This window comes from Polaromonas sp., assembly GCF_031411155.1.
Classification (GTDB): Bacteria; Pseudomonadota; Gammaproteobacteria; order Burkholderiales; family Burkholderiaceae_C; genus Polaromonas.
The window spans coordinates 1-22,886 of the sequence record NZ_JANOAL010000166.1; the positions used below are offsets into that span (position 1 = coordinate 1).

A 22,886-nucleotide genomic window follows, 5' to 3' on the forward strand; every position below is an offset into this window, starting at 1 on the left:
GATGGCTGGCTGGGCGTCACGGCCCACTGAAAAATAGCCCGTACTACAGACTATTTTTTTGATGCCTAGCGGGCGTCAAGCGTGTTTTTTCACCCAAGCCACGTAGTCATTGACCCAGCCCTGCAAAAACTTGTGGCTGGCCTCGCCAATGTTGCCGGCCGCGTCGTACAGGCCTTCCCGGTTCTGGATGAAGATCTCGGGCTGCCCCAGCGTCGGCACATCGAGGTAGGCCAGCACGTTGCGCAAATGCTGCTGCGCCAGGGCCGTGCCAAGCTGGCCGACCGAGGTGCCAATCACACCGGCCGGCTTGCCCTCCCAGACGCTTTGGCCGTAGGGACGCGAGGCGTGGTCAATCGCGTTTTTCAGCACGCCGGGGATGGAGCGGTTGTATTCGGGGGTAACAAACACTACGCCCTGGGCCGCCGCGATCTCGCCCTTGAGGCGCTTGACCGGCTCCGGCGGGTTGGCGTCGTCGTCCTGGTTGTAGAGCGGCAGATCGTCAATGCGCACGGCGGTAAAGCTGAAATCTGCGGGAAACAGCTTTTCCAGCGCCTCGGCGAGTTTTTTGTTGAAGGAATCCTTGCGAATGCTGCCAACGACGACAGCAATCCTGTATTGGGCCATGAGCTTCTCCTGAAGTGAACCAACGGTGGTAAAAAATGAGCGCGGCAGCCCCACTTTGTAAAGCAATTTTCGGCGGCGCGCTGTAGGACTGCAAGCTGACAATGCCTTGAGCGGGGACGTACGACCGGCCCCGGGCCTACATTAGCCAGACCCTCATTCCACAATCCATGATCACCCCGAAAAAACCATGAAAAAACCGCATGAAATCGCAGAAAAACTGCTGGGTGTGCCCTACGAATCGATGGACGCGCGCACCCAGAAAGTGGCACGCCATATTGCCGGCCGCACGCACATTGCCCGAAACATCACCCGGGAAATGGACACCGAAAGTTCGCTGGGCCAGCGCGCCGCCGATGCGGTGGCGACTTTCGGCGGCTCCTGGACCTTCATCGCCCTGTTTGCGCTGGTGCTGACGGTCTGGGTCGGCCTGAATTCGCTGATTCTGGTGCGCTACGACAAGGCCTTCGACCCCTACCCCTACATCCTGCTCAACCTGTTTTTGTCGATGCTGGCCGCCATTCAGGCGCCGATTATTTTGATGTCGCAAAACCGGCAGGCCGAAAAAGACCGGCTCAATGCCGAGCATGACTACGAGGTCAACCTGAAGGCCGAACTCGAAATCATGCTGCTGCACGAAAAAGTGGACCTGTTGCGCGAAGGCCAGTGGAGCGAACTGCTGGCGCTTCAGAAGGAGCAGTTGCGCTTGCTGGCTGGCTTGGTCGAGAAGAAAATCGGCCCTGAATAAACCCCATTGGCCACGATGAAGGCACGATGAAAGGAGCACTGGCATGAAACCCCGTATTACCGTCATCACCCTGGCCGTTGACGATCTGGAGCGCTCGCTGCGCTTTTACCGGGACGGCCTGGGCCTGCCGAGCGAAGGCATCGTGGGCCAGGCGTTTGAGCACGGCGCGGTGGCTTTTTTTGAGCTGCAGGCCGGACTCAAGCTGGCGCTGTGGCCACGCCAGAGTATTTCGCATGATTCAGGCCTGGCGCCGGGCCGGCCGAACCCGACCGAGCTCAGCCTGGGGCACAACGTGGCGTCAAAAGCCGAGGTCGATGCGGTGATGACGCAGGCCAAAAGCGCGGGCGCCCTGATTGTGAAACCAGCGCAAAACACCTTCTGGGGCGGTTACGCGGGCTATTTTCAGGACCCGGACGGACACCTGTGGGAGGTGGTCTGGAACCCGCAGTGGGCACCTCCCGATTGAGCCGCCCGTCACTTCGCCAGTTCAAGGTGGGTGATGAGGTAGTCGCCCTTGACCCGTGCCGCTGAAAACAGGATACGGTCGCCGGGCTTGAGTTTCTTGAGCGTCTTGAGAAGCCCGGGCCGCGCAACGCCAAACTCCATGGTCATGGCCGACATGCCGATCGCGGGAATCGGCCCGTGCGCCAACAACACCCGTTTGTCCTCGGGGTAAACATTCACCACTTCGGCGCTGGCCAGCGCTGGTTTGCTCGCCGGCCGGGTGACCTGCGCCTGTGCGCCCGTGGGGGCGCTGGCCAACACAAGCGCTGCGAGGGCACCTGCGAGGATACGGGCGGTGTCAATAAATTTCATGGGCTTACGCATTATGGAGACGGCAGCGCGCGGGCGCTGTAGCTGATGGACGACACCACGCCCGCGCGAAAACGCACGGTCGCCACCAGATTGCCGGGGCCGCGGTCGTACAGCCACTCGTCAACTTTCTGGCAGGGCACCACGGTGCTGGCAAAGGGCTCGGGCACTTGCCAGATCCCCGGATAAAAATAAACCGGCGCGCAATACGAGTCCTGCAACAGCGGCTCGCCACAGCGGTAACGCACCGACAGCCTGGAGTCACCGACGTCAATGATGTGGTCGTTGCAGCGCAGCGTTTCCGCATAGGCAGGCGGAAACAGGGCCGAAACGAGGCTGGCAAAGCAAACGCGGGCAAGGAATTTCACGCTGACTCCTTCTGCACTGCAGGCTTTTGGCGCCGCCCCAAGCCTGGCTCTCCATGGTAGCGCCGCGGCGCTACTTCGCGTCATGAAAAATCACGCCCAGTGTGTGGCGCTGGCCCGAGCGCAGCGGGCTGACGCCGTGGCGCATGTTGACCCGGTAAAAGCCCCGGCTGCCCGGCACCGGCCGGTGGTGCACGGCAAATATCGCCGCGTCGCCCTGCGCCAGCGCCAGCACCTCGGGCCGCGACTGCATGCGCGGGCGCTGCTCGGTCAGCACGAACTCGCCGCCGGTGAAGTCTTCACCGGGCCGCGACAGCAAAATCGCCACCTGCAGCGGAAACACATGCTCGCCGTACAGGTCCTGGTGCAGGCAGTTGTAGTCGCCCTCACCGTACTGCAACAGCAGCGGCGTCGGCCGGGTCTGCCCGGCCGCGTGGCAGCGCGCCAGAAAACTGGCGTGGTCGGACGGAAAACGCACGGCCAGGCCCATGGCCTCGTTCCACCGATTGGCCACGCCGACCAGCCGGGGGTATAGCGTGGCGCGCAACTGCTGCACCCGATCGGGCAGCGGGTAACTGAAGTACTGGTATTCACCCCGGCCAAAACCGTGCTGCCCCATCAGCACCCGGCTGCGAAAACGGTTGGCCTGCGGATACAGCCCGGCGATGGCCACGCACTCGGCGGCGCTCAGCAGCTGCGGCAGCACCACGCTGCCATGGCTCTGCAGCGCCTCCGCGCACGCCGTCCAGCCGGCCTCGGTCAGCATGGTCCGGCCTTTGCGATGGTTTCACGTTCAACGGTCATGGTGATGGCCTTTCTGCCGGGGCGCTTTGACTCGGGTGCGAGCCTCAAGTCTGGACCGGTTGCAGCCCCGAGGCTGGCCAGAACCGGACACCTCTTTTACCGCTTTTACCGCTTTTACCCTTTTTACCCCTGCCGGCACCCTGTTGGACCGGTTTCAAGCATCAAAAAGTCCTCTAGCCCACGTATTACATGCACAAGCAGCTATTCTTTTAATAGCAAATGAAGTGCCGCAGACACCCTGCCAGCGCCCGACAGACGAGCCCGGGGACTACCTGACAGGGTGATGGACAGCCGGGTCCGCGCGCCGACATAATCCGGAACCAACCACCCGGGCCGCCATGCTGGCAAACGCGCAATCTCCCTGCGACGAAGGCATCATTCAAGCACAGCGCAGCTGTGAAGCCGCCGTTTCGCCGGGCACCCGGGCCCTGCCCGCCGGTACGCAGGCGGCCCGAAAACGCTACGCCCTGGCCGCCACCATCCTGGGCTCGTCGATGGCGTTTATCGATGGCTCGGTCGTCAACATCGCCCTGCCCGCCATCCAGACCGCCTTTGGCAACGGTGCCGGTGGCAGTCTGGCGTCACTGCAGTGGATCATCAATGCCTATCTGCTGGCGCTCGGCTCGCTGGTGCTGGTCGGCGGCTCGCTGGGCGACCGCTTTGGGCGGCGGCGTATTTTCATGCTCGGTATTGCGCTGTTTGCCGCCGCTTCCGCGGCCTGCGGGCTGGCGCCGGATGTGGCCGCCCTGATTGCCGCGCGGGCGCTGCAGGGTGTGGGAGCGGCGCTGCTGGTGCCGGCCAGCCTGGCCATTATTGGCAACGTGTTTGAAGGCGAAGCGCGCGGCAAGGCCATAGGCACCTGGGCGGCGTGGGCCGCCATCACCAGCGCGGCCGGGCCGGTGCTGGGCGGCTGGCTGGTCGATGTGGTGTCGTGGCGCGCCGTTTTTTTCCTGAACCTGCCGCTGGCCGCGGCCACGCTCTGGCTGGCCTGGTATGCGGTGCCCGACAGCCGCGACCCGCAGGCAGCGCAGCATTTCGACTGGCCTGGCGTGCTGCTGGTGGCGGGCGGCCTGGGCGCGCTGACCTATGGCCTGACGCTGGCGCCCGGGCGCGGCTGGCGCGACGCCGGCGTGCTCTGGCCGCTGGCGCTTGGCGTGGCCGCGCTGGCGGCGTTTGCCGTGGCGCAGGCGCGGGTGCGCGCGCCCATGGTGCCGCCGGCCCTGTTCAGTTCGCGCGATTTTCTGGGCGCCAATCTGCTCACGCTGCTGCTGTACTTTGCGCTGTCGGGTGTGCTGTTTTTTCTGCCTTTCGTGCTGATTGGCGCTTTCGGCTATTCAGCCACGGCGGCGGGCGCCACGCTGTTGCCGTTCTCGCTCATTCTGGGTCTGCTGTCGCCCACGGCCGGCAAGGCCATGGACCGCTTTGGCGCACGGCGCATGCTGACCTGGGGCCCGGTGCTGGCGGCGGGCGGCCTGGCGCTGATGGCGCTGCCGGGCCTGGGCTGGCCCTACTGGGCGGGCTTTTTTCCAGCCATGCTGGTGCTGGGCCTGGGCATGACGATTGCCGTGGCTCCGCTCACGACCACCGTGATGAATGCGGTGCCGAGCGCCCACGCCGGCGTCGCCTCGGGTGTGAACAACGCGGTGGCGCGGGTCGCCGGCCTGCTGGCCGTGGCGGTGCTGGGCGTGGTGTTTGCCGCAGCGCTGGGCGGCCCGCTGCAGGGCGCACCGGCCGTGGCACTGATTGAGGCGTTTCGCTGGGTGGTGCTGGCCGCCGTGCTGTGCGCGCTGGCTTCGGCGGTCTGCGCGGCGGTGTTCATCGCACCCGCGAGGCTTTAGGTCAACGGGAGCGCTGGACGGCAGCGGCCGCCAGGACGACAATCTCCGTCCTTCGCTGTCACCCTGGTTGCCGTCCCTTTCACGGGCGCTTTTCAAAGGAGAACGACATGAATGGTTTAACCCCTCTGGGCGTCTTTCACACGGCCGTCAGCCTGGTGGCTGTCGTCGCCGGCCTGATGGCATTTTTCCGCGACAAGGAAATCCTGCTCAAGACCCGGCTCGGCAAGGTCTATGTGATCGCCACGCTCATCACCTGCCTGACCGGCTTTGGCATCTTTGCGCATGGGGGCTTCGGCAAACCCCATGCGCTCGGCGTGATCACCTTGCTGGTGCTGCTGCTGGCGGCCGTGGCGGGCTACACGCGGTGGCTGGGCCGGGCCTCGCCGTATGTAGAGACCGTCAGCTATTCGGCCACTTTTCTTTTTCACATGATCCCCGGAATTACCGAGACCACGACCCGCCTGCCGCTGGGAGCGCCGCTGCTGCCCAATGCCGAGGCGCCTGAGCTGCAGGCTGCCGCCGGCGTGATGTTTGTGCTGTTCCTCATTGGCGCGGCGTTGCAGGTGCGGCGCCTACGTGCCAGGCAGGCCAGGCAGGCCAGGCCAGCGGGCCATCCCGCGCCGGCCTGATCGGCCTGATCGGCTTTATCCCCCCTATGTTGAAAGGAAAACACCATGACCACCATGAGCCCCGAAATGGAATCCCTGAAAGCCCGCCTCAAGGCCACCTGGATGGCCGGCGACTACGGGCACTTTGCCAAATACCTGGAGCCGGGCGCGCTGGACTTTCTGGCGCGGCTGGCCATTGCACCCGGCACCACCATGCTCGACGTCGGCTGCGGCGCCGGGCAAATCGCGATTCCCGCCGCGCGCGCGGGCGTGCAGGTGACCGGCGTTGACATTGCCGCCAACTCGATCGAGCAGGCGCGCGCCCGCGCCAGGGCCGAAGGGCTGGCGGTGCGCTTGGAGGAAGGCGACGCCGAAATGCTGGACTTTGCCGACGACTCTTTTGAGCTGGTGGTCAGCCTGATCGGCGCCATGTTTGCGCCGCGGCCCGAGCGGGTGGCGGCCGAACTGGTGCGGGTCTGCCGGCCCGGCGGCCGCATCGTCATGGCCAACTGGACACCCGAGGGCTTTATCGGCCAGATGTTCAAGACCCTCGGCAAGCATGTGCCGCCACCGCCGCTGATGCCCTCGCCCCTGCTGTGGGGCAACGAAGCGGCTGTGCGCGAGCGCCTGAAGGACGGAATTGCCGAGCTGACGCTGACCAAGCGGCAGTACCCGTTTGACTACCCCTTCCCGCCGGCTGAAGTGGTGACGTTTTTCCGCACCTACTATGGCCCGACCAACCGGGCCTTCGCCGCGCTCGACGCCGCCGGGCAGGCCGCCCTGCACGCCGATTTGCAGCAACTGTGGGCGCAGCACAACCTCTCGACCGACGGCGGCACCCGCTACCAGGCTGAATACCTTGAGGTGCTGGCGATTCGGCAGTAACCGGCTGAAGGTGCGGCGCCCTGGCGGCGGGGCGCTGGAAAACCGCCTGGCCGCGCGCACGGCTTAAACTTGGCGGTTCAGGCGGCACGGTTGCGTCCTGCATTTCGGCCTGTAATTCGGCCTGCATTTCGGTCTACCCGCCCTCACCCCTTCAAAGCCCTGTTCATGCCATTTACCTCACTGGGCTTCTCGCCAGATTTTTTGCCGCCCCTTCTGCGCGCCCTGGGCGACAAAGGCTACCGCACCCCCACCGCGATTCAGCGGGCGGCCATTCCGGTGATCCTGCAGGGGGGCGACGTGGTGGCTTCGGCCCAGACCGGCTCCGGCAAGACCGCCGCGTTTGCGCTGCCCCTGCTGCAGCAACTGGCGCTGGCCGCGGCGGTAACGCCGGGCGCAACCACCGGCCGGGCGCCCAGGCGCACCCAGGGGCTGGTTCTGGTGCCGACGCGCGAGTTGGCGGCGCAGGTCGGTGAGGCCATCGTCGGCTTTGCCAGGTATTCTGCGCAGCGGGTGAAAGTCGCGGTGGTGTTTGGCGGTGTGTCCATCAACCCGCAGATGATGAACCTGCGCGGCGGCGCCGACATCGTGGTCGCCACGCCGGGGCGCCTGCTGGACCTGGTCGAACACAACGCACTGAGCCTGGCCGCGGTCAGCACGCTGGTGCTGGACGAAGCCGACCGCCTGCTGGAACTGGGCTTTGGCGAGGAACTGGGCCGCATTCTGGCGCTGCTGCCGGCCAACCGGCAAAACCTGTTTTTCTCGGCCACCTTTCCGCCCGCCATCGAGGCCCTGGCCGCCGGCATGCTGCGCGAGCCGCGGCGCATCGAGGTGCAAGCACCGCCGCAGTTAGAGCCCGACATCACCCAGCGCGCCATTGAAGTCGATGCCAGATGCCGCACGCAGTTGCTGCGCCACCTGGTGCAAACCGAAAAATGGAGCCGGGTGCTGGTGTTCGTGGCGACCAAGCATGCGGCCGAGATCGTGGCCGACAAGCTGCGCAAGGCCGCGATTGAAGCCGAGCCTTTTCATGGCGAGCTGAGCCAGGGCAAGCGCACCCAGGTGCTGCACGACTTCAAGCTCAGCAGCGTGCAGGTGGTGGTGGCCACCGATGTGGCGGCGCGCGGCATCGACATTGCGCAAATGCCGGTGGTGGTGAACTACGACCTGCCGCGCTCGGCGGTGGACTACACGCACCGCATTGGCCGCACCGGCCGCGCCGGTGAAAGCGGCCTGGCCGTCAGCTTTGTCACTGCGGCCTCGCAGGCCCACTTCAAGCTGATCGAAAAGCGCCAGCGCATCAGCGTGCCGCGCGAGCAGCTGGCCGGCTTCGAGCCGCTTGAAGTGCTGGCGCCGAATGCGGCCGATCCGTCTGGCACCGGCGGCATCAAGGGCAAACGCCCGAGCAAGAAGGACAAGCTGCGTGCCGCGGCGGCAGCCAGCGGCGAGTTGCCCCCGGCGCAAAAATAGCAAGGGCCGGCGTTAGTCGGCGTCCTCCAGGTCCATGTCGTGGTCTGCCGCCTGGGGCCTGGCCATGCGGTGGCCGTGGCGGGTCACGACCTCCACGTAAAACTGCTCGCCGCCCCCGGCCAGCAGCGCATCAATCGCCGGCATCAGGGCGGCAAAATGCACCGCCTCGGCCGCGCTTTCGCTGCTGCCGCACTTGCAGTCGAAGTCCCAGAAATCAACGCCTGCGGGCAAGGACCGGCTGCGCTCGCGCTTGACGTATTTGCGGATGTCGTGCTTGGCGGCGTCCAGCAAACGGTCGCGGTGCTTGCCTTCAATGTTGAGCAGGTAGGTTTTTTTCACGGAGGTCCTTGAGGTATCTGGATGGTTCGAAGCGCGAAACGCGATGCGCAATGCCCGATGGCGCTGGACGGCGTTGCAATGGCCGCCCGGTGTGAGCGCGATTATCGGGCCATTAGCGCCCGTTTCGGGCCAGCGCGCTAGGCGGGCAAGGCCCGGTCTATCGCCTCATGCAGGTGCTGCAGGCCGAATGACACATCGGTGAACACGCCGTTGACGTAAAACGCCGGCGTTGAACGCACACCAAGCTGGCGGCCGCTGTACATGTGCTCCTGCACCCGCTGCAGGTAGACATGGTCGCGGGTCTCGTTCTGGTAGCGTGCCATGTCCAGGCCCACCTGCTCGGCGTAGTCACGCAGGTGCTTGTCCTTCAGGTGCTGCTGGTGGGCAAAAAGAAGGTCGTACATGGGCCAGAACCTGCCCTGGGCTGCGGCGGCTTCGGCGGTTTCGGCCGCCAGTTCGGCATGCGGGTGCACCTCGCGCAGTGGAAAGTGGCGAAACACAAAACGCAGCTGGCCGGCAAAATGCGGCAGCATGACCTTGAGCGCCGCATGGGCCTGACAGCAGGACGGGCATTCAAAGTCACCGTATTCAATCACGGTGACGGGCGCCGAAGTCGGCCCCAAAATATGGTCGACAGCCTCGTCCGGGAGGAGCAGGGGCTCGGGCTTGCTGGGCGGAATGTAGGCGGTCATGAGATTCACCCTTCAGACAGGTGTTCAGCGTTGACAAACACAGCCACACTATGCGCCCGCTGCCGCACCTGATCAAGATGGCATGGCCGCTTCAACGGCCGGCCGGCCGGGCCTATCAGCCCGCGGCTTTTTCCAGCGCCTCGTCGAGCGCCTTGCAGGAAGGCGCGCAAACCGCCTGGGACTTGCCCAGCACCTTGCGGGTGCCCATCATGGCGCGGGCGCGGTGCTTGCCGCACATGAAACACGACATGGTGGCGGCGCCAAAAGACGTGGTGGCAGCAAACGGGGAACCCGACACCTTGGACTTGTAGCGCAGGCCGTCCGCGAGGACAGCAGTTTTGGCGTCAGCTCTTGCCATGGTTTGGATCTTCCTTGGGTTGGGTGGTGTTCCTGCGCGGGACGCAGGAACCGGTCACGGTGGGCGTTGATTTCGCTGTCCGGCACGGCCCGGACCCGCTTTGGGGCAAGCCGGGGGGGCCGATGACGCTATACTATTTATAGCTACAAGCGCTTGTCCAGCATGGGCAAAAGGCTTATTTTACCGCAAAATATAACCCGCCGCATTGCCATGGCTTTCGCCGCTTGCTGCCCGTCACGATAAATCGATGGGTCGAAGGCTGGAACCACGAAGAGAACCCCCGGCGGCCGGCATCACGCCAGCAAGGCCAGGCCTGCAGCGGCGGCGCCGACCCTGTGAGCGACGCACCCAAAACCGGCCCGCTGGCAACATCCCTTGAAACATTGATAAAGTCGCAGCAGGAAGCGATGCGCGGCTTTTTTATCCCGGCGGTCAGGTGCGGGGTAAAACTGATGCTGCAAGCATGCTTGAAAACTGAAACAAATAGAAAATTGTTTCTTTATTCCAAAACACAGTTAGTCCACGAAAGAACATTCACATGGCACGCCTCGTCAAATGCATCAAGCTCGGTATCGAAGCCGAAGGCCTGGACTTTCCGCCCTACCCCGGCCCGCTCGGCAAGCGCCTCTGGGAAGAGGTCAGCAAGCAGGCCTGGGCTGACTGGATGAAGCAGCAGACCATGCTGGTCAACGAAAACCGGCTCAATCTGGCCGATGCCCGCGCCCGCCAGTATCTGGCGCGCCAGATGGAAAAACACTTCTTTGGCGACGGCGCCGACGCCGTCCAAGGCTACGTTCCGCCCACTCCCTGAAGCTGACTAGCCCGAGGCGATGCCCGAGCGTATTGACTGGCAGGACGACGGCACGGCAAGCGGCAGCCCCTACAACCCGCGTTTTGGTGACCGCTACCGCAGCGAACTCGGCGGGTTGGAACAGGCACGCGAGGTCTTTCTGAAAGGCTGTGGCCTGCCTGCCGCCTGGGCCGGCCAGCCGCAATGGTGTATTTTGGAAACCGGCTTCGGCCTGGGGCTGAATTTTCTGCTGACCTGGGCCGCCTGGAAGGCCGACCCGCAGCGTCCCCGCCTGCTGCATTTCGTCTCGACCGAGGCCTTTCCCGCCAGTGCCGACGATGTGCTGCGCGGCGCCCTCAGCCACCCCAAACTATTGCCTTTTGCCGGGCAACTGCGGCAGCAGCTGTGGGGCCTGCTGCCAGGCTTTCACCGGCTGGTGTTCGAAGGCGGCCAGTTGCTGCTGACACTGTGCATAGGCGACGCCAGGGCGATGCTGCGCGAGCAATCGTTTGAGGCCGATTCGGTCTACCTGGACGGCTTCAGCCCGCAGCGCAACCCGGATATCTGGGATGTGCCCACCCTCAAGGCCGTCGCCCGCTGCTGCCGGCGCGGCACGCGGGTGGCGACCTGGACGGTGGCGCGCAGCGTGCGCGATGCGCTGGCGCAATGCGGCTTTGTGGTGCACAAGGCGCCTGGCGCCGCGCCCAAACGCGACCGGCTGCAGGGCGAGTACAACCCGGCCTGGACACCCAAAAAGGCCGCGCCGCCCGGGCAGCGCCGCGCTGCCGCCCGCTGTGTCGTGATCGGCGCCGGTCTGGCCGGGGCCGCTGTCGCCGCCAGCCTGGCGCGCCGCGGCTGGCGCGTCACGGTGCTGGATGCGGCAGCGGCGCCGGCCGCGGGCGCCTCCGGCCTGCCGGCCGGCGTGCTGGCGCCCCATGTCTCGCCCGACGACAGCCCCTTGTCGCGCCTGTCACGCAGCGGCGTGCGGGCCACGCTGCAGCAGGCCCACGCGCTGCTGCAGGCCGGCAGCGACTGGGCCCCCAGCGGCGTGCTGGAGCATTGCGTGGACCATCTGCGCACCCTGCCGGCCTCGTGGCAAGGTGATGACGCCGAGGCCGCGCAGGACTGGAGCTGCCCCGCCACGCCGGCGCAGCTGGCCGGCTGCGGCCTGGCCGATTCGGCGCCGGCGCTGTGGCATGTGCGGGCGGGCTGGATCAAGCCGGCACCACTGGTCAAGGCCTGGCTGGCCACGCCGGGGATTGAATGGCGCGGCGATGCGGTGGTCGACCGTTTGCTCCGGCGGGGTGATGACTGGCAGGTGCTGGATGCGCTGGGGCAGGAGCTGGCTTGCGCAGAGCTGGTGGTGCTGGCGGCGGGCTATGCCAGCCAGGCCCTGGCGGCCAACGCAGAAAACGCCGCAAGCTCCTGCAGCGTCACGCCGCTGGCGCTGCAAGCCATACGCGGCCAGGTGTCCTGGGCCTGGCATCGGCGTCCTGCGGAGGACGCATCGGCATCCTTAGCCGATTGGCCCGCCCTGCCCGCCTTTCCGGTCAACGGCCATGGCAGCCTGATTGCCGCGCTGCCGATGGATGACGGGCAACAGGCGGGATGGGCCTGGATCACCGGCGCCAGCTTTGAAAGGGGCAACGCCCGCGCCGAGATTCACCCCGAAGATGATCAGCACAACCTGCAGCGACTGCACACGCTGCTGCCGGCGCTGGCGCCCCGGTTGACCGGGCCGCTTGGGCGGGCGCAGGTTCATGCGCCCGTGAACGCCTGGGCCGGCGTACGCTGCGCCACGCCCAGCCGCCTGCCGGCCGTCGGCGAATTGAGGGGCCAGCCCGGCCTGTGGCTCAGTTGCGGCATGGGCTCGCGCGGCCTGAGCTTTGCGGCGCTGTGCGCCGAACTGCTGGCGGCCAGGCTGCACGGCGAACCGCTGCCGCTGGAGCTGCGGCTGGCGCAGGCGCTGCTGCCGCAGGCTGCGGAGCGCCTGAAAAGTCTGAAAAATGAATGAAATATGCCTCTAGCCCATACGGAACGTGCGCATGCAGCTACTAATTTAATAGCAAAAAAACCGCCGCGGACTGACTCAACGCAGATTGCCCAGCAGTTGCTTGAGCTTTCCGGGGTGCAAAGGCTTGCGCTGGCAGGCGCGGGCACCGGCCAGCCAGCCGCGCATGCCGTCCAGCCAGGAGACATGGCTACCGGTCAGCAGCAGAAAATCAACCGCCGGCCGCGCCGCCTTGACCTGCTTGATCAGCTTCCAGCTGTCGGTGTCGGGCAAATCCAGGTCGAGGATGACCAGCTTGTAACACCGGGAGTCGAGCAGTTGCAGCGCCTGCGCGCCGCTGCCGGCCTCGTCGACCCGCAGCAGGCCGGCGCTGGCCAGCTTGGCGCGCAGGTAAAGCCGGGCGCTGTCGTCGGCATCCACCACCAGCACGGCCGCCGGTTCTGAGTCGGCCTGCTGCAGCGCCAGCGGGCTCGGGTCGGTGCGGGAATAGGCGTCAAAATCCAGATCGAGGTCCAGTTCCGGGAGCACGGCGGAGTCTTTGGCGCGGCTCGCCAGCAGCGCGTCCAGCCGTTCCATCACAGCGCCCCAGTGCAGCGGTCTGGCCACTGCCAGGCTGGCCCGTGCCGGTGCCTGCTGGCCGACCCAGACCAGCAGCAGGCGGTCGTTGGCGGGGTTGGCCAGTTCCAGCGCGGCTTCCCAGCTGTCGCCATCGACCAGCACCACTCCGGCGGCATCTTCTTCGTCCTTGAGCCACAGCGAGTAGGCCGTGGGCCGGCTTTCCGACAGGCGAAACTGGGCGCCCAGGGCGTGGCGCTCCTCGTCACTGAATCCCGAGACTTTTACAAATACCCGCTTGACAGCGGTGACGGCCGATTCACCCATTTGGGTGATTATGCGGGGGATGTCGGCCCGGCAACAAGCCCCCGGCGCCTGAAAAAAATTACTTCATGGCCTCGGCCGGGCGACGCGCCTTCACATAGGCATCGTCGGGCAAATAGGCCTTGCCGTCGGCATAGCGCCACTGCACCATGGTGCCCTGGTTGCCACGCAGGTCCAGCTTGCCGACATAGGCGCCCATGGTCGACTGGTGGTCGATGGCGCGAAACTCGGCCGGGCCAAAAGGCGTGGAAAACTTCAGGCCGCGCAGTGCGGTGACCAGCTTTTCGTTGTCCGTCGAATTGGCCTTTTTGATGGCTGCAAAAATCGCCTGCATGGTGGCGTAGCCCACCACCGAGCCGACCTTGGGGTATTCGCTGAAACGGCGGTAGTAGTTGGCGGCAAAGCTGGCGTGCTCGCGCGAATCGATCTGGTCCCAGGGGTAGCCGGTCACGATCCAGCCCCTGGGGGTTTCGTCTTTCAGCACATCCAGGTACTCGGGCTCGCCCGACAGCAGCGAAACCACCGGCGTTTTGGGGAAAATGCCGCGCTGATTGCCTTCACGCACCAGTTTGGCCAGGTCAGCGCCAAAGGTCACGTTGAAGATCGCGTCGGGTTTGGACTGCATGGTGGCCTGCAGCGTGGTGCCGGCTTCGAGCTTGCCCAGCGCCGGCCACTGCTCGCCGACAAACTCCACGTCGGGGCGTTTGGCCTTGAGCAGTTCCCTGAAGATGGTGACGGCGCTCTGGCCGTACTCATAGTTGGGCGCAATCGTGGCCCAGCGTTTGGCCGGCAGCTTGGCGGCTTCCTCGACCAGCATGGCGGCCTGCATATAGGTGCTGGGGCGCAGGCGGAAGGTGTAGCGATTGCCCTTGTCCCAGACAATCGCATCGGCCAGCGGCTCGCTGGCAATGAAGACGCGCTTGTTTTTCAGCGCATGGTCGGCCAGCGCCAGGCCCACGTTGGACAAAAAGCCGCCGGCCAGCACATCGACTTTTTCCCTGGAAGTCAGCTCGATGGCGTGGCGCAGCGCCTCTTCGGGCTTGCCGGCATCGTCACGCGCGATCACCTCGACCTTGCGGCCCAGCAGGCCACCGGTCACATTGATCTCCTCAACGGCAAGCTGCCAGCCCTGGCGGTAGGGCTGGGTGAACTGCGGAATCGTCGAGTAACTGTTGATTTCACCGATCTTGATCGGCTTTCGGGAAGCCGCCTGCGCCAGCGCCAGGCCGGGCGCCGCGGCAAGCCAGGCCAGCAACACAGCCCCGAGCAGGGCAGATTTCGTCAATTTCACGGTTTTCTCCAAAAATATAAGCGAGCGGCTCAGGCCAGTTTGCAAGGACTGTACCAGCGCCCACGCCTTTCAGTCAGGCGCCGGGCCGGCCCAAAAAGGGGCGCTGCAGCGGCTCCGGCCGCGCCGGACCGCTGCCAGGCCGCTGCCAGGCCGCATGTAACCTGGTGAATATGCTTATTCGAATATAGGAACAACAAATCTGTAGTTTGCTTTCATAAGCCGCCCCTTTACATTCTGCGGCTTATGCACGAATTTGCTTTTGTATTTGCCGGATTTGCCGTGGGCCTGGTGGTGGGCCTGACCGGGGTTGGCGGCGGCTCGCTGATGACGCCGCTGCTGATCTTCGTTTTTGGCATCAAGCCCCACCTGGCGATTGGCACCGACCTGCTGTTTGCCGCCTTCACCAAGATGGGCGGCACCGTCAGTCTGGCGCGCGCCCGCGTGGTGGACTGGCGCATCGTCGGCCAGGTGGCGGCGGGCAGCATCCCGGCCTCGCTCGCCACGCTCTATCTGTTGCAGCGCCTCGGTCCGGCCAACCCCGCCACCCAGACGCTGATGACCACCACCCTGGGTCTGGCGCTGCTGCTGACCGCCGCCGCCACGTTTTACAAGGCCGTGCGCGGCAAGGCCGCCCCCAGCAAAATCGCCCCCGAACTGCTCGGCCAGGCCACCCGGGCCCGCCATTGGGCCTTGCCGGTGCTGTTTGGCGCGGTCATCGGCACGCTGGTCACCATCACCTCGGTCGGTGCCGGTGCGGTCGGCGTGATTGTGCTGATGCTGCTGTACCCGGCCCTGCCGCTGCCGCGCATCGTGGCCGCCGACATTGCCCACGCCGTGCCGCTGACCCTGGTGGCCGGCCTGGGCCATGCGTCCATCGGTTCGGTCGACTGGCCGCTGCTGCTCAAGCTGCTGGCCGGCTCGCTGCCCGGCATCTGGCTGGGCGCGCACCTGGTGCACAAAACGCCGGACCGGGTGATTCGCTCGCTGCTGTCGGTGTTGCTGGCCTATGCCGGCGTCAAGCTGATTTCCATTTAGACTGCGCACCCTGTGCCCGATTTGCCACCGCAAGACTTCTCCAGCCTCTTTTGATTCCTCTATAGCTGACAGCCATGTACCAATACACCGAATTTGACCGCCAGTTTGTCAAAGCCCGCGCCGCCCAGTTCCGCGACCAGCTCACGCGCTGGCAGGCCGGCCAGTTGCCCGAAGACGAATTTCGGCCCTTGCGCCTGCAAAACGGCTGGTATGTGCAGCGCTATGCGCCCATGCTGCGCGTGGCCGTGCCGTACGGCGAGCTATCGAGCGCCCAGCTGCGGGTGCTGGCCATCATTGCCCGCGACTACGACCAGCCCAATGCCGCGCTTTTTAACGAAGCCCAGGCTACCCAGGACAAGCTCGGCCCCGTCAACCTGAAAAACGGCCTCTCGGTCAGCTCCAGACTGACCACCGGTTACGCCCACTTCACCACGCGCCAGAACGTCCAGTACAACTGGATTCCGCTCGACAAATCGGCCGACGTGATGGACCTGCTGGCCAGCGTCAACATGCACGGCATCCAGACCAGCGGCAACTGCATCCGCAACATCACCAGCGACGAGCGCGCCGGCATTGCGGTGGACGAGATCGCCGACCCGCGCCCGTTTGGCGAAATCATGCGCCAGTGGAGCACGCTGCACCCCGAGTTCGCCTTTTTGCCGCGCAAGTTCAAGATCGCCATCAGCGGCGCCAGGGAAGACCGCGCGGCCATCGGCTGGCACGACGTGGGCCTGCAGCTGCTGCGCAACGCCGAGGGCGAGCTGGGCTTCAAGGTGCTGGTCGGCGGCGGCATGGGCCGCACCCCCATCATCGGCACGGTGATCCGCGAGTTCCTGCCCTGGAACCAGATCATGAACTACCTGGAAGCCGTGGTCCGCGTGTACAACCGCTATGGCCGCCGCGACAACATCTACAAGGCCCGCATCAAGATTCTGGTGAAGGCCGAAGGGCAGCGCTACATCGATGACGTCGAGGCCGAATACCAGCAGATCATGGAACACGACGGCGGGCCGCACACCATCACGCAGGCCGAATACGACCGCGTGGCCGCCTGCTTTGTGGCGCCCACGCTGAGCTGCGACCGCAAGGATGCCGACGCCAAGATCGCCCACATCCTGCGCGCTGCGGCCGAAGACGATGTCGAATTTGGCCGCTGGCTGCAGCAAAACGTCGCGCCGCACCAAAACCCCGATCTGCGCGCCGTGACGCTGTCCTTCAAGCGCCTGGGCCAGGCCCCCGGCGACGCCACGGCGGCCCAGCTCGACATCGCGGCCGACCTGGCCGAGCGCTTCAGCGCCGGTGAAGTGCGCGTGACGCACGAGCAAAATCTGTTGCTGCCCTGGGTGCGCTGCGACGAACTGCCGGAACTCTGGCGCGCCGCCCGCAAGGCCGGCTTTGCCAAACCCAACATCCGCCTGCTGACCGACATGATTGCCTGCCCCGGCGGCGACTTCTGCTCGCTGGCCAATGCCCGCTCCATCCCGATTGCCGAAGCCATCACCGAGCGCTTCCAGGACCTGGACGAGCTGCATGACCTGGGCGAAATTGACCTGCACATCAGCGGCTGCATCAACTCCTGCGGCCACCACCACAGCGGCCACATCGGCATTCTGGGTGTCGACAAGGACGGCAAGGAGTGGTACCAGGTCTCGCTGGGCGGCTCGGACGGCTCCACGCTGTCCGGCCCGGCCGTGCCGGGCAAGGCCGTCGGCCCGTCCTTTTCGGCCGCTGAAGTGCCGGAAGTGATCGAAGCCGTGCTGGAAACCTACCGCCAGCAGCGCGAAGGCCGCGAGACCTTTATTGCCACGTTGCGCCGCGTCGGTGCCGAGCCCTTCAAGACCGCTGCGAATGGTGCACGCTTTAGCGCCACCCGCACCGAACCGGCCGAAACCAGCGCCGCCTGAAACGCTCACCGCGCCGCACCATCCAAGGACCCAATTACTATGAAATTAATAGCTGCCAGCGCAAATTCCACGGGGGCTACAGGCCAAAATGTCATTGAACTGGCGAACGATGCCGATCCGTTGGCGCTGACGCTGGACGGCGTGGACCGGATTGACCTGAACTTCCCCAAATTCACCGACGGCCGGGCCTTCAGCCAGGCCTTCCTGCTGCATCGCCGGCTCGGCTTCCGCGGTGAAATCCGTGCCACCGGCGACGTGCTGGTCGACCAGCTGGCACAAATGGAGCGCAGCGGCTTTGACGTGGCCGTGTTGCGCGCCGACCAGGACATGGCTATCGCCCAGCGCGTGCTGGCCGCCTACCCCGGCTACGGCGTCGGCAAGTACCAGGGCGATGCGATCGACATCCAGCCGCATTTCGTCTCCGCGGCAACATCCGCTGTCGCCTGAAAGCCAGACCATGGGTGCCATTTCCCTTTACGCCAAGGCGTCGCCAGACTTTGCAGCCAAGCTGGCGCACAGCCTGGCCTTGCTGAAATCCTCCGCCGTGAGCCATGCCCCGCTGACCCAGGCCTCCAGCCTCGGTGCGGAAGACATGGTGGTCACGCACCTGCTGCAGGAAGCCGGCATTGACTGCAGCATTTTTGTGCTGGACACCGGCATGCTGCACGCCGAAACCGTGGCGCTGATCGGCCGCATCGAAGAGCGCTACCAGCGCAAGGTCGATGTGTACCGCCCGGTCGAAAGCGCCGCCTCCGCCTTCGTGCAAACGAACGGCCCGGATGCCATGTACCAAAGCCTGGAATTGCGCAAGGCATGCTGCCACATCCGCAAGATGGAGCCGCTGGAGCGCGCCCTGGCGGGCAAGGGCGGCTGGCTGACCGGCCTGCGCCGCGAACAATCCAGTGCCCGCGCCGAAGTGCACGACATCGAGCAGCAGGAGGAACGCGTGAAGATCAACCCGCTGGCCGACTGGACCTGGGGCGACCTGTGGCATTTCATTGCCCTGCACAGCATTCCCTACAACCCGCTGCACGACCAGTTCTTTCCCAGCATCGGCTGCGCTCCCTGCACCCGCGCCGTCACGCTCGGTGAGGACTTCCGCTCGGGCCGCTGGTGGTGGGAGCAGGAAAGCGCCAGGGAGTGCGGCCTGCATGTGGCCGCCGACGGCACGCACGAAGCGCAGGAACCCGCTGCGTTCGAGCCTTTGTCCAGCATTATTCCCATCAAACCCATCCCCGCATGAACGCCCGCACCGAACCCCAAATGCTTAGCCAAACGCCTCACATCCTGAGCAATGCCCATCTGGACGCCCTGGAGGAAGAAGCCATCTTCATCCTGCGCGAAGTGGCCGCCGCCTTCGAGCGCCCCACCCTGCTGTTTTCGGGCGGCAAGGACTCGCTGGTGCTGCTCAAATGCGCCGAGAAAGCCTTTGGCGCGGGCCGCATCCCGTATCCGCTGCTCATGATTGACACCGGCCACAACTTTCATGAAGTGACCGACTTCAGGGACTACCGCGCCCGGCAGCTGGGCGCCGAGCTGGTGGTGCGCAATGTCGAAGACTCGATGAAACGCGGCACGGTGCGGCTGGCGCACCCCGGCGAATCGCGCAATGTGCACCAGTCGGTGACCCTGCTGGAGGCGATTGACGAGTTCCGTTTTGACGCCCTGATTGGCGGCGCCCGCCGTGACGAGGAAAAAGCCCGCGCCAAGGAGCGGATTTTTTCGCACCGCGATGCCTTCGGCCAGTGGCAGCCCAAGGCGCAGCGCCCCGAACTGTGGACGCTGTTCAACACCCGGCTGCAGCCGGGCGAGCATTTCCGCGTGTTCCCGATTTCCAACTGGACCGAACTCGACGTGTGGCAGTACATCGAGCGCGAGAAAATTGAGCTGCCTTCGCTGTACTACGCGCATCAGCGCACAGTGGTGGAGCGCAAGGGCCTGCTGGTGCCCGTCACTGAATTGACGCCGCTGCGTGATGGCGAGCAAGCCGTCGACAAAACCGTGCGCTTCCGTACCGTCGGCGACATCACCTGCACCTGCCCCGTCGAAAGCCCGGCCGCCACAGCCGCCGAGATCGTGATTGAAACGCTCGCCGCCGACGTCAGCGAGCGCGGTGCCACCCGCATGGACGACAAGACCTCCGACGCGTCCATGGAAAAGCGCAAAAAAGAAGGATATTTCTGATGAGCACCCCGATTCTTGAAACCGCCAGCCTGGCCGCCGCTGAAGGCCTGCAAGACACCCGAGCCGCCCTGCGTTTTGTCACCTGCGGCAGCGTTGACGACGGCAAAAGCACGCTGATTGGCCGCCTGCTGGTGGACAGCCGTGCCGTGCTGCAAGACCATCTGGCCGGCGTGCAGCGTGGTGGCGCGACCGACCTGGCCCTGCTGACCGACGGCCTGTCGGCCGAGCGCGAGCAAGGCATCACGATTGATGTGGCCTACCGCTACTTTTCCACCGAGAACCGCAAGTTCATCATTGCCGATGCGCCCGGCCACGAGCAGTACACCCGCAACATGGTCACCGCCGCCTCCAGCGCCGATGCCGCCGTGGTGCTGGTCGATGCCACCAAACTGACCTGGCAATCGCCCTCGCCCGAGCTGCTGCCGCAAACGCGCCGCCACTCGCTGCTGGTCAATCTGCTGCGCGTGCCCTCCATCGTTTTTGCCATCAACAAACTCGATGCGGTGGACGACCCGGCCCTGGCGTTTGCCCACATCAGCGCTGCACTCACGCAGTTTTCCGAGCACGCGCAAATCCCCGTCACCGCCATCGTGCCGGTGTCGGCGCTGATCGGCTACAACGTGGTCGATGCCAACCCAGGCTGGTGCGGCTACAACGGTCCTGGCCTGCTGGAGATTCTGGAGCATCTGTCAGCCACACCGGGTGATACGGCACATGCCTTTGCCTTTCCGGTGCAATGGGTCGAAAAGTTTTCGGCAAGCAGCGACACCTCGCAGGGCCGGCGCGTTTTCTGGGGCCGGATTGCTTCGGGCGCGGTTCAGCCGGGCCAGCAAATTACCGTTCTGCCCGGCGGCAAAACCGCCACCGTGGCCCAGGTGCTGGACCATGCGCGCCAGCCCAAGGCCGTGCTGGCCGGGCACAGCGCGGGCATCATCCTGGACCGCGAACTCGATGTGTCGCGTGGTGACTGGCTGCTGGCCAGCGACGGGTTTGAGCCACCGCTGGGCGCGCGCGAGATCACCGCCACCATCGCCTGGATGGATGAGGAGCCGCTGCTGCCAGGCCGGCTTTACTGGGCGCTGCAGGGCCACCGCTGGGTCAAGGCCAAGATCAAACGCATCGTGCATCAGCTCGACATCAACACCCTGGCCAGCCATGACGCGACCCAGCTTGGCGTGAACGCCATTGGCGTGGTCGAACTGTCCCTGCTCGAGCCGATTGCGGCGCTGCCCTACAAGCAGTCGCGTGTGCTCGGCTCGCTGGTGCTGGTCGATACCGCCTCGCACAAGACCTCGGGCGCGGCACTGGTTCTTTGAGCCGGACCGGGCCATTTCGACACCCTGAAAACCTTGTCACTGGAAACCTCCTAAAATCAAGGGTTTCCACCGATCAGCCAACACAACATGACTCACATCGTCTCCGAATCCTGTATCCGCTGCAAATACACCGACTGTGTGGATGTCTGCCCCGTGGACTGCTTCCGCGAAGGCCCCAACATGCTGGTGATTGACCCGGACGAATGCATTGACTGCGCGGTCTGCATTCCCGAATGTCCCGTCAACGCCATTTATGCCGAAGAGGATGTGCCGGCCGATCAGATCGCCTTCATCAAGCTCAATGTGGATTTGAGCCGTGCGGCCGGCTGGAAAAGCATCACCAAGCGCAAGGATGCCCTGCCCGACGCGGAAGAGTGGAAAGACAAAACCGGCAAACTGGCTGAACTGGTGCGCTAGACCCAAGCTCCCCAAGCCCCAGGGTCGCCCCGGCCAAGTCGTTTTAAAAAAGCAACTCAAGAAACCATGGAACCTCAACTGAATCAAGAAGTGATCAACACCGCTGCGGCCCACGACGGTCCGATCGAAACCGATGCCGTCATCGTGGGCGCCGGCCCGGTCGGCCTGTTTCAGGTGTTTGAACTGGGCCTGCTGGAGATCAAGGCGCATGTGATTGACTCGCTGGCCTACCCGGGCGGCCAGTGTATAGAGCTGTACCCCGACAAGCCGATTTACGACATTCCGGCCGTGCCTATGTGCACCGGCAAAGAGCTCACCGACTCACTGCTCAAGCAGATCGAGCCGTTTGGCGCGACCTTTCACTTTGGCCAGGAAGTCAGCGTGGTCGAGAAACAGGACGACGGCCGATTTTTTGTCCAGACCTCCAAGGGCACCCAGTTTCTGACCAAGACGATTTTTATAGCGGCCGGCGTGGGCGCTTTCCAGCCCAAGCTGCTGCGGGTGGACGGCCTGGACAAGTTTGACGACTCCCAGCTGTTTTACCGCGTCAGGAACCCGGCCGACTTTGCCGGCAAGAACCTGGTCATCGTCGGCGGCGGCGACTCGGCGCTGGACTGGGCGCTGAACTTTGTGAACGACGGCCCGAACAGGGCCGAGAGCGTGATCCTGATTCACCGCCGCGACGGCTTCAAGGCGGCACCCGCTAGCGTGGCCAAGATGCATGAGCTGTGCGACGCCTACGAAATGCAGTTCATCGTCGGCCAGGTCACCGGCTACGACGAAAAAGACGGCAAGCTGAGCGGCGCCAAGGTCACCGGCGCCGATGGCGTGACCCGCGTGGTGCCGCTCGATGTGCTGCTGGTGTTTTTTGGCCTCAGCCCCAAGCTCGGGCCGATTGCCCATTGGGGCCTGGACATTGAGCGCAAGCAGTTGCAGGTCGACACCGAAAAGTTCTCAACCAACATTCCGGGCATCTTTGCGGTGGGTGACATCAACACCTACCCCGGCAAGAAAAAACTGATTTTGAGTGGTTTTCATGAGTGCGCGCTGGCAGCCTTTGGTGCGGCACCCTTCATCTTCCCCGACAAAAAAATCCACTTGCAGTACACCACCACCAGCCCCAAGCTGCACAAGGTGCTGGGCGTCGAATCGCCGGTCTTCGACTGAGCCTGCCCGGCTTTGCATCAAGAGCCCGCCCGTTGCGGGCTCTTTTTTTTTCACGCTCAAACGGGTGGCCGGGCCGGCGGGCGGCATCGTGATGACAAATGCGCGCGCCATCCATCCGCTCTACAATTTGCGCTGTGCTTGAAAGAGCACGATTCGCTGGGGGTGTTGCTGCCTGCCATATGGACGGGCGGCGACTGAGAAAGTCCCTTTGAACCTGACTGAGGTAATCCTCGCGCAGGGAAGCATGTCCGGATGGCCTTGACGGGGGCCGCCGGCCAGCCCACCTGCCATTGAATAACGGAACTGTTCATGGCCTCCACACACCGCCCCTCCACTGACAGCGCCAACACGGCG

25 protein-coding genes and 1 riboswitch are annotated in these 22,886 nt (G+C 64.8%); of the genes, 16 read left to right on the top strand and 9 right to left on the bottom strand.

The genetic code is table 11. The features are described from left to right. Positions 1-75: 75 nt before the first annotated feature. Complete coding sequence (locus RMO23_RS10785) at positions 76-624, bottom strand: NAD(P)H-dependent oxidoreductase (protein ID WP_309681316.1); 549 nt, start codon at positions 622-624, stop codon at positions 76-78. A 187-nt stretch (positions 625-811) separates the two neighbouring features. Between RMO23_RS10785 and RMO23_RS10790 the strand changes: the two genes are divergently transcribed. Then, positions 812-1,369 carry a DUF1003 domain-containing protein gene (locus RMO23_RS10790; protein ID WP_309681318.1) on the top strand — a complete coding sequence of 186 codons (558 nt, stop codon included), beginning with the start codon at positions 812-814 and terminating at the stop codon, positions 1,367-1,369. Positions 1,370-1,412: 43 nt separating this feature from the next. Further along, complete coding sequence (locus RMO23_RS10795) at positions 1,413-1,835, top strand: VOC family protein (RefSeq protein WP_309681321.1); 423 nt, start codon at positions 1,413-1,415, stop codon at positions 1,833-1,835. Positions 1,836-1,843: 8 nt separating this feature from the next. Here RMO23_RS10795 and RMO23_RS10800 read toward each other — a convergent pair whose 3' ends face one another. The 3 genes from RMO23_RS10800 to RMO23_RS10810 form a co-directional block, all read right to left on the bottom strand. Next, a complete protein-coding gene (locus tag RMO23_RS10800; protein ID WP_309681323.1) occupies positions 1,844-2,185 on the bottom strand; it encodes a copper-binding protein in 342 nt (113 codons plus the stop codon). 11 nt (positions 2,186-2,196) lie between these two features. Continuing rightward, on the bottom strand, positions 2,197-2,550 hold the full coding sequence (locus RMO23_RS10805) for a DUF2845 domain-containing protein (RefSeq protein ID WP_309681325.1): 354 nt from the start codon (positions 2,548-2,550) through the stop codon (positions 2,197-2,199). Positions 2,551-2,620: 70 nt separating this feature from the next. Then, on the bottom strand, positions 2,621-3,313 hold the full coding sequence (locus RMO23_RS10810) for a 2OG-Fe(II) oxygenase (protein ID WP_309681327.1): 693 nt from the start codon (positions 3,311-3,313) through the stop codon (positions 2,621-2,623). A gap of 376 nt (positions 3,314-3,689) precedes the next feature. On the opposite strand from RMO23_RS10810, the gene RMO23_RS10815 reads away from it, so the two are divergent. The 4 genes from RMO23_RS10815 to RMO23_RS10830 all read left to right on the top strand — a co-directional run bounded on the left by RMO23_RS10815 (position 3,690) and on the right by RMO23_RS10830 (position 8,149). Beyond that, positions 3,690-5,189: an MFS transporter gene (locus RMO23_RS10815; protein ID WP_309681328.1), complete on the top strand. Its 1,500-nt coding sequence runs from the start codon at positions 3,690-3,692 to the stop codon at positions 5,187-5,189. A 107-nt stretch (positions 5,190-5,296) separates the two neighbouring features. Next, positions 5,297-5,818: a hypothetical protein gene (locus tag RMO23_RS10820; protein WP_309681330.1), complete on the top strand. Its 522-nt coding sequence runs from the start codon at positions 5,297-5,299 to the stop codon at positions 5,816-5,818. Between the two features lie 45 nt (positions 5,819-5,863). Further along, positions 5,864-6,682: a class I SAM-dependent methyltransferase gene (locus RMO23_RS10825; protein WP_309681332.1), complete on the top strand. Its 819-nt coding sequence runs from the start codon at positions 5,864-5,866 to the stop codon at positions 6,680-6,682. Between the two features lie 165 nt (positions 6,683-6,847). After that, entirely contained in the window at positions 6,848-8,149 is a 1,302-nt protein-coding gene (locus RMO23_RS10830; RefSeq protein ID WP_309681334.1) for a DEAD/DEAH box helicase, read from the top strand. 12 nt (positions 8,150-8,161) lie between these two features. On the opposite strand, the gene RMO23_RS10835 is transcribed toward RMO23_RS10830, so the two are convergent. The 3 genes from RMO23_RS10835 to RMO23_RS10845 all read right to left on the bottom strand — a co-directional run bounded on the left by RMO23_RS10835 (position 8,162) and on the right by RMO23_RS10845 (position 9,538). Beyond that, positions 8,162-8,488 carry a DUF6172 family protein gene (locus tag RMO23_RS10835; protein ID WP_309681336.1) on the bottom strand — a complete coding sequence of 109 codons (327 nt, stop codon included), beginning with the start codon at positions 8,486-8,488 and terminating at the stop codon, positions 8,162-8,164. A 137-nt stretch (positions 8,489-8,625) separates the two neighbouring features. Beyond that, positions 8,626-9,180, bottom strand: coding sequence for a thioredoxin domain-containing protein (locus tag RMO23_RS10840; protein ID WP_309681338.1), 555 nt, complete (start codon positions 9,178-9,180; stop codon positions 8,626-8,628). Positions 9,181-9,295: 115 nt separating this feature from the next. After that, the gene (locus tag RMO23_RS10845; RefSeq protein WP_309681340.1) at positions 9,296-9,538 is read right to left on the bottom strand and encodes a hypothetical protein; all 243 of its coding nucleotides are present in this window, start codon (positions 9,536-9,538) and stop codon (positions 9,296-9,298) included. Between the two features lie 538 nt (positions 9,539-10,076). Between RMO23_RS10845 and RMO23_RS10850 the strand changes: the two genes are divergently transcribed. Both RMO23_RS10850 and mnmC read left to right on the top strand, forming a co-directional pair. After that, positions 10,077-10,349, top strand: a complete 273-nt coding sequence (locus tag RMO23_RS10850) for an oxidative damage protection protein (RefSeq protein WP_309681342.1) — start codon at positions 10,077-10,079, stop codon at positions 10,347-10,349. A gap of 19 nt (positions 10,350-10,368) precedes the next feature. After that, positions 10,369-12,342: an FAD-dependent 5-carboxymethylaminomethyl-2-thiouridine(34) oxidoreductase MnmC gene (gene mnmC, locus RMO23_RS10855; RefSeq protein ID WP_309681344.1), complete on the top strand. Its 1,974-nt coding sequence runs from the start codon at positions 10,369-10,371 to the stop codon at positions 12,340-12,342. A gap of 75 nt (positions 12,343-12,417) precedes the next feature. Here the strand turns inward: mnmC and RMO23_RS10860 are convergent, their stop codons facing one another. Beyond that, positions 12,418-13,221, bottom strand: a complete 804-nt coding sequence (locus tag RMO23_RS10860; protein WP_309681345.1) for a response regulator — start codon at positions 13,219-13,221, stop codon at positions 12,418-12,420. Between the two features lie 58 nt (positions 13,222-13,279). After that, the gene (locus tag RMO23_RS10865) at positions 13,280-14,509 is read right to left on the bottom strand and encodes an ABC transporter substrate-binding protein (protein WP_309681347.1); all 1,230 of its coding nucleotides are present in this window, start codon (positions 14,507-14,509) and stop codon (positions 13,280-13,282) included. 243 nt (positions 14,510-14,752) lie between these two features. On the opposite strand from RMO23_RS10865, the gene RMO23_RS10870 reads away from it, so the two are divergent. The 8 genes from RMO23_RS10870 (at position 14,753) to RMO23_RS10905 (ending at position 22,532) form a co-directional block, all read left to right on the top strand. After that, complete coding sequence (locus tag RMO23_RS10870; RefSeq protein ID WP_309681349.1) at positions 14,753-15,544, top strand: sulfite exporter TauE/SafE family protein; 792 nt, start codon at positions 14,753-14,755, stop codon at positions 15,542-15,544. A gap of 74 nt (positions 15,545-15,618) precedes the next feature. Beyond that, the gene (locus RMO23_RS10875) at positions 15,619-17,448 is read left to right on the top strand and encodes a nitrite/sulfite reductase (protein ID WP_309681351.1); all 1,830 of its coding nucleotides are present in this window, start codon (positions 15,619-15,621) and stop codon (positions 17,446-17,448) included. Positions 17,449-17,487: 39 nt separating this feature from the next. Then, complete coding sequence (locus RMO23_RS10880) at positions 17,488-17,895, top strand: DUF934 domain-containing protein (protein WP_309681353.1); 408 nt, start codon at positions 17,488-17,490, stop codon at positions 17,893-17,895. Between the two features lie 10 nt (positions 17,896-17,905). Next, positions 17,906-18,691 (top strand): phosphoadenylyl-sulfate reductase, encoded by a 786-nt coding sequence (locus tag RMO23_RS10885; RefSeq protein ID WP_309681355.1) that lies wholly within the window; start codon positions 17,906-17,908, stop codon positions 18,689-18,691. Beyond that, entirely contained in the window at positions 18,688-19,632 is a 945-nt protein-coding gene (gene cysD / locus RMO23_RS10890; RefSeq protein WP_309681356.1) for a sulfate adenylyltransferase subunit CysD, read from the top strand. Before RMO23_RS10885 ends, cysD begins: the two co-directional genes overlap by 4 nt. Next, positions 19,632-20,948, top strand: coding sequence for a GTP-binding protein (locus RMO23_RS10895; RefSeq protein WP_309681358.1), 1,317 nt, complete (start codon positions 19,632-19,634; stop codon positions 20,946-20,948). The genes cysD and RMO23_RS10895 overlap by 1 nt, the downstream gene beginning before the upstream one ends. 87 nt (positions 20,949-21,035) lie before the next feature. After that, entirely contained in the window at positions 21,036-21,365 is a 330-nt protein-coding gene (gene fdxA, locus RMO23_RS10900) for a ferredoxin FdxA (RefSeq protein ID WP_309681360.1), read from the top strand. A gap of 66 nt (positions 21,366-21,431) precedes the next feature. Then, entirely contained in the window at positions 21,432-22,532 is a 1,101-nt protein-coding gene (locus RMO23_RS10905) for an NAD(P)/FAD-dependent oxidoreductase (RefSeq protein WP_309681362.1), read from the top strand. Between the two features lie 148 nt (positions 22,533-22,680). Continuing rightward, positions 22,681-22,790, top strand: a riboswitch (TPP riboswitch). Positions 22,791-22,886: the final 96 nt, after the last annotated feature.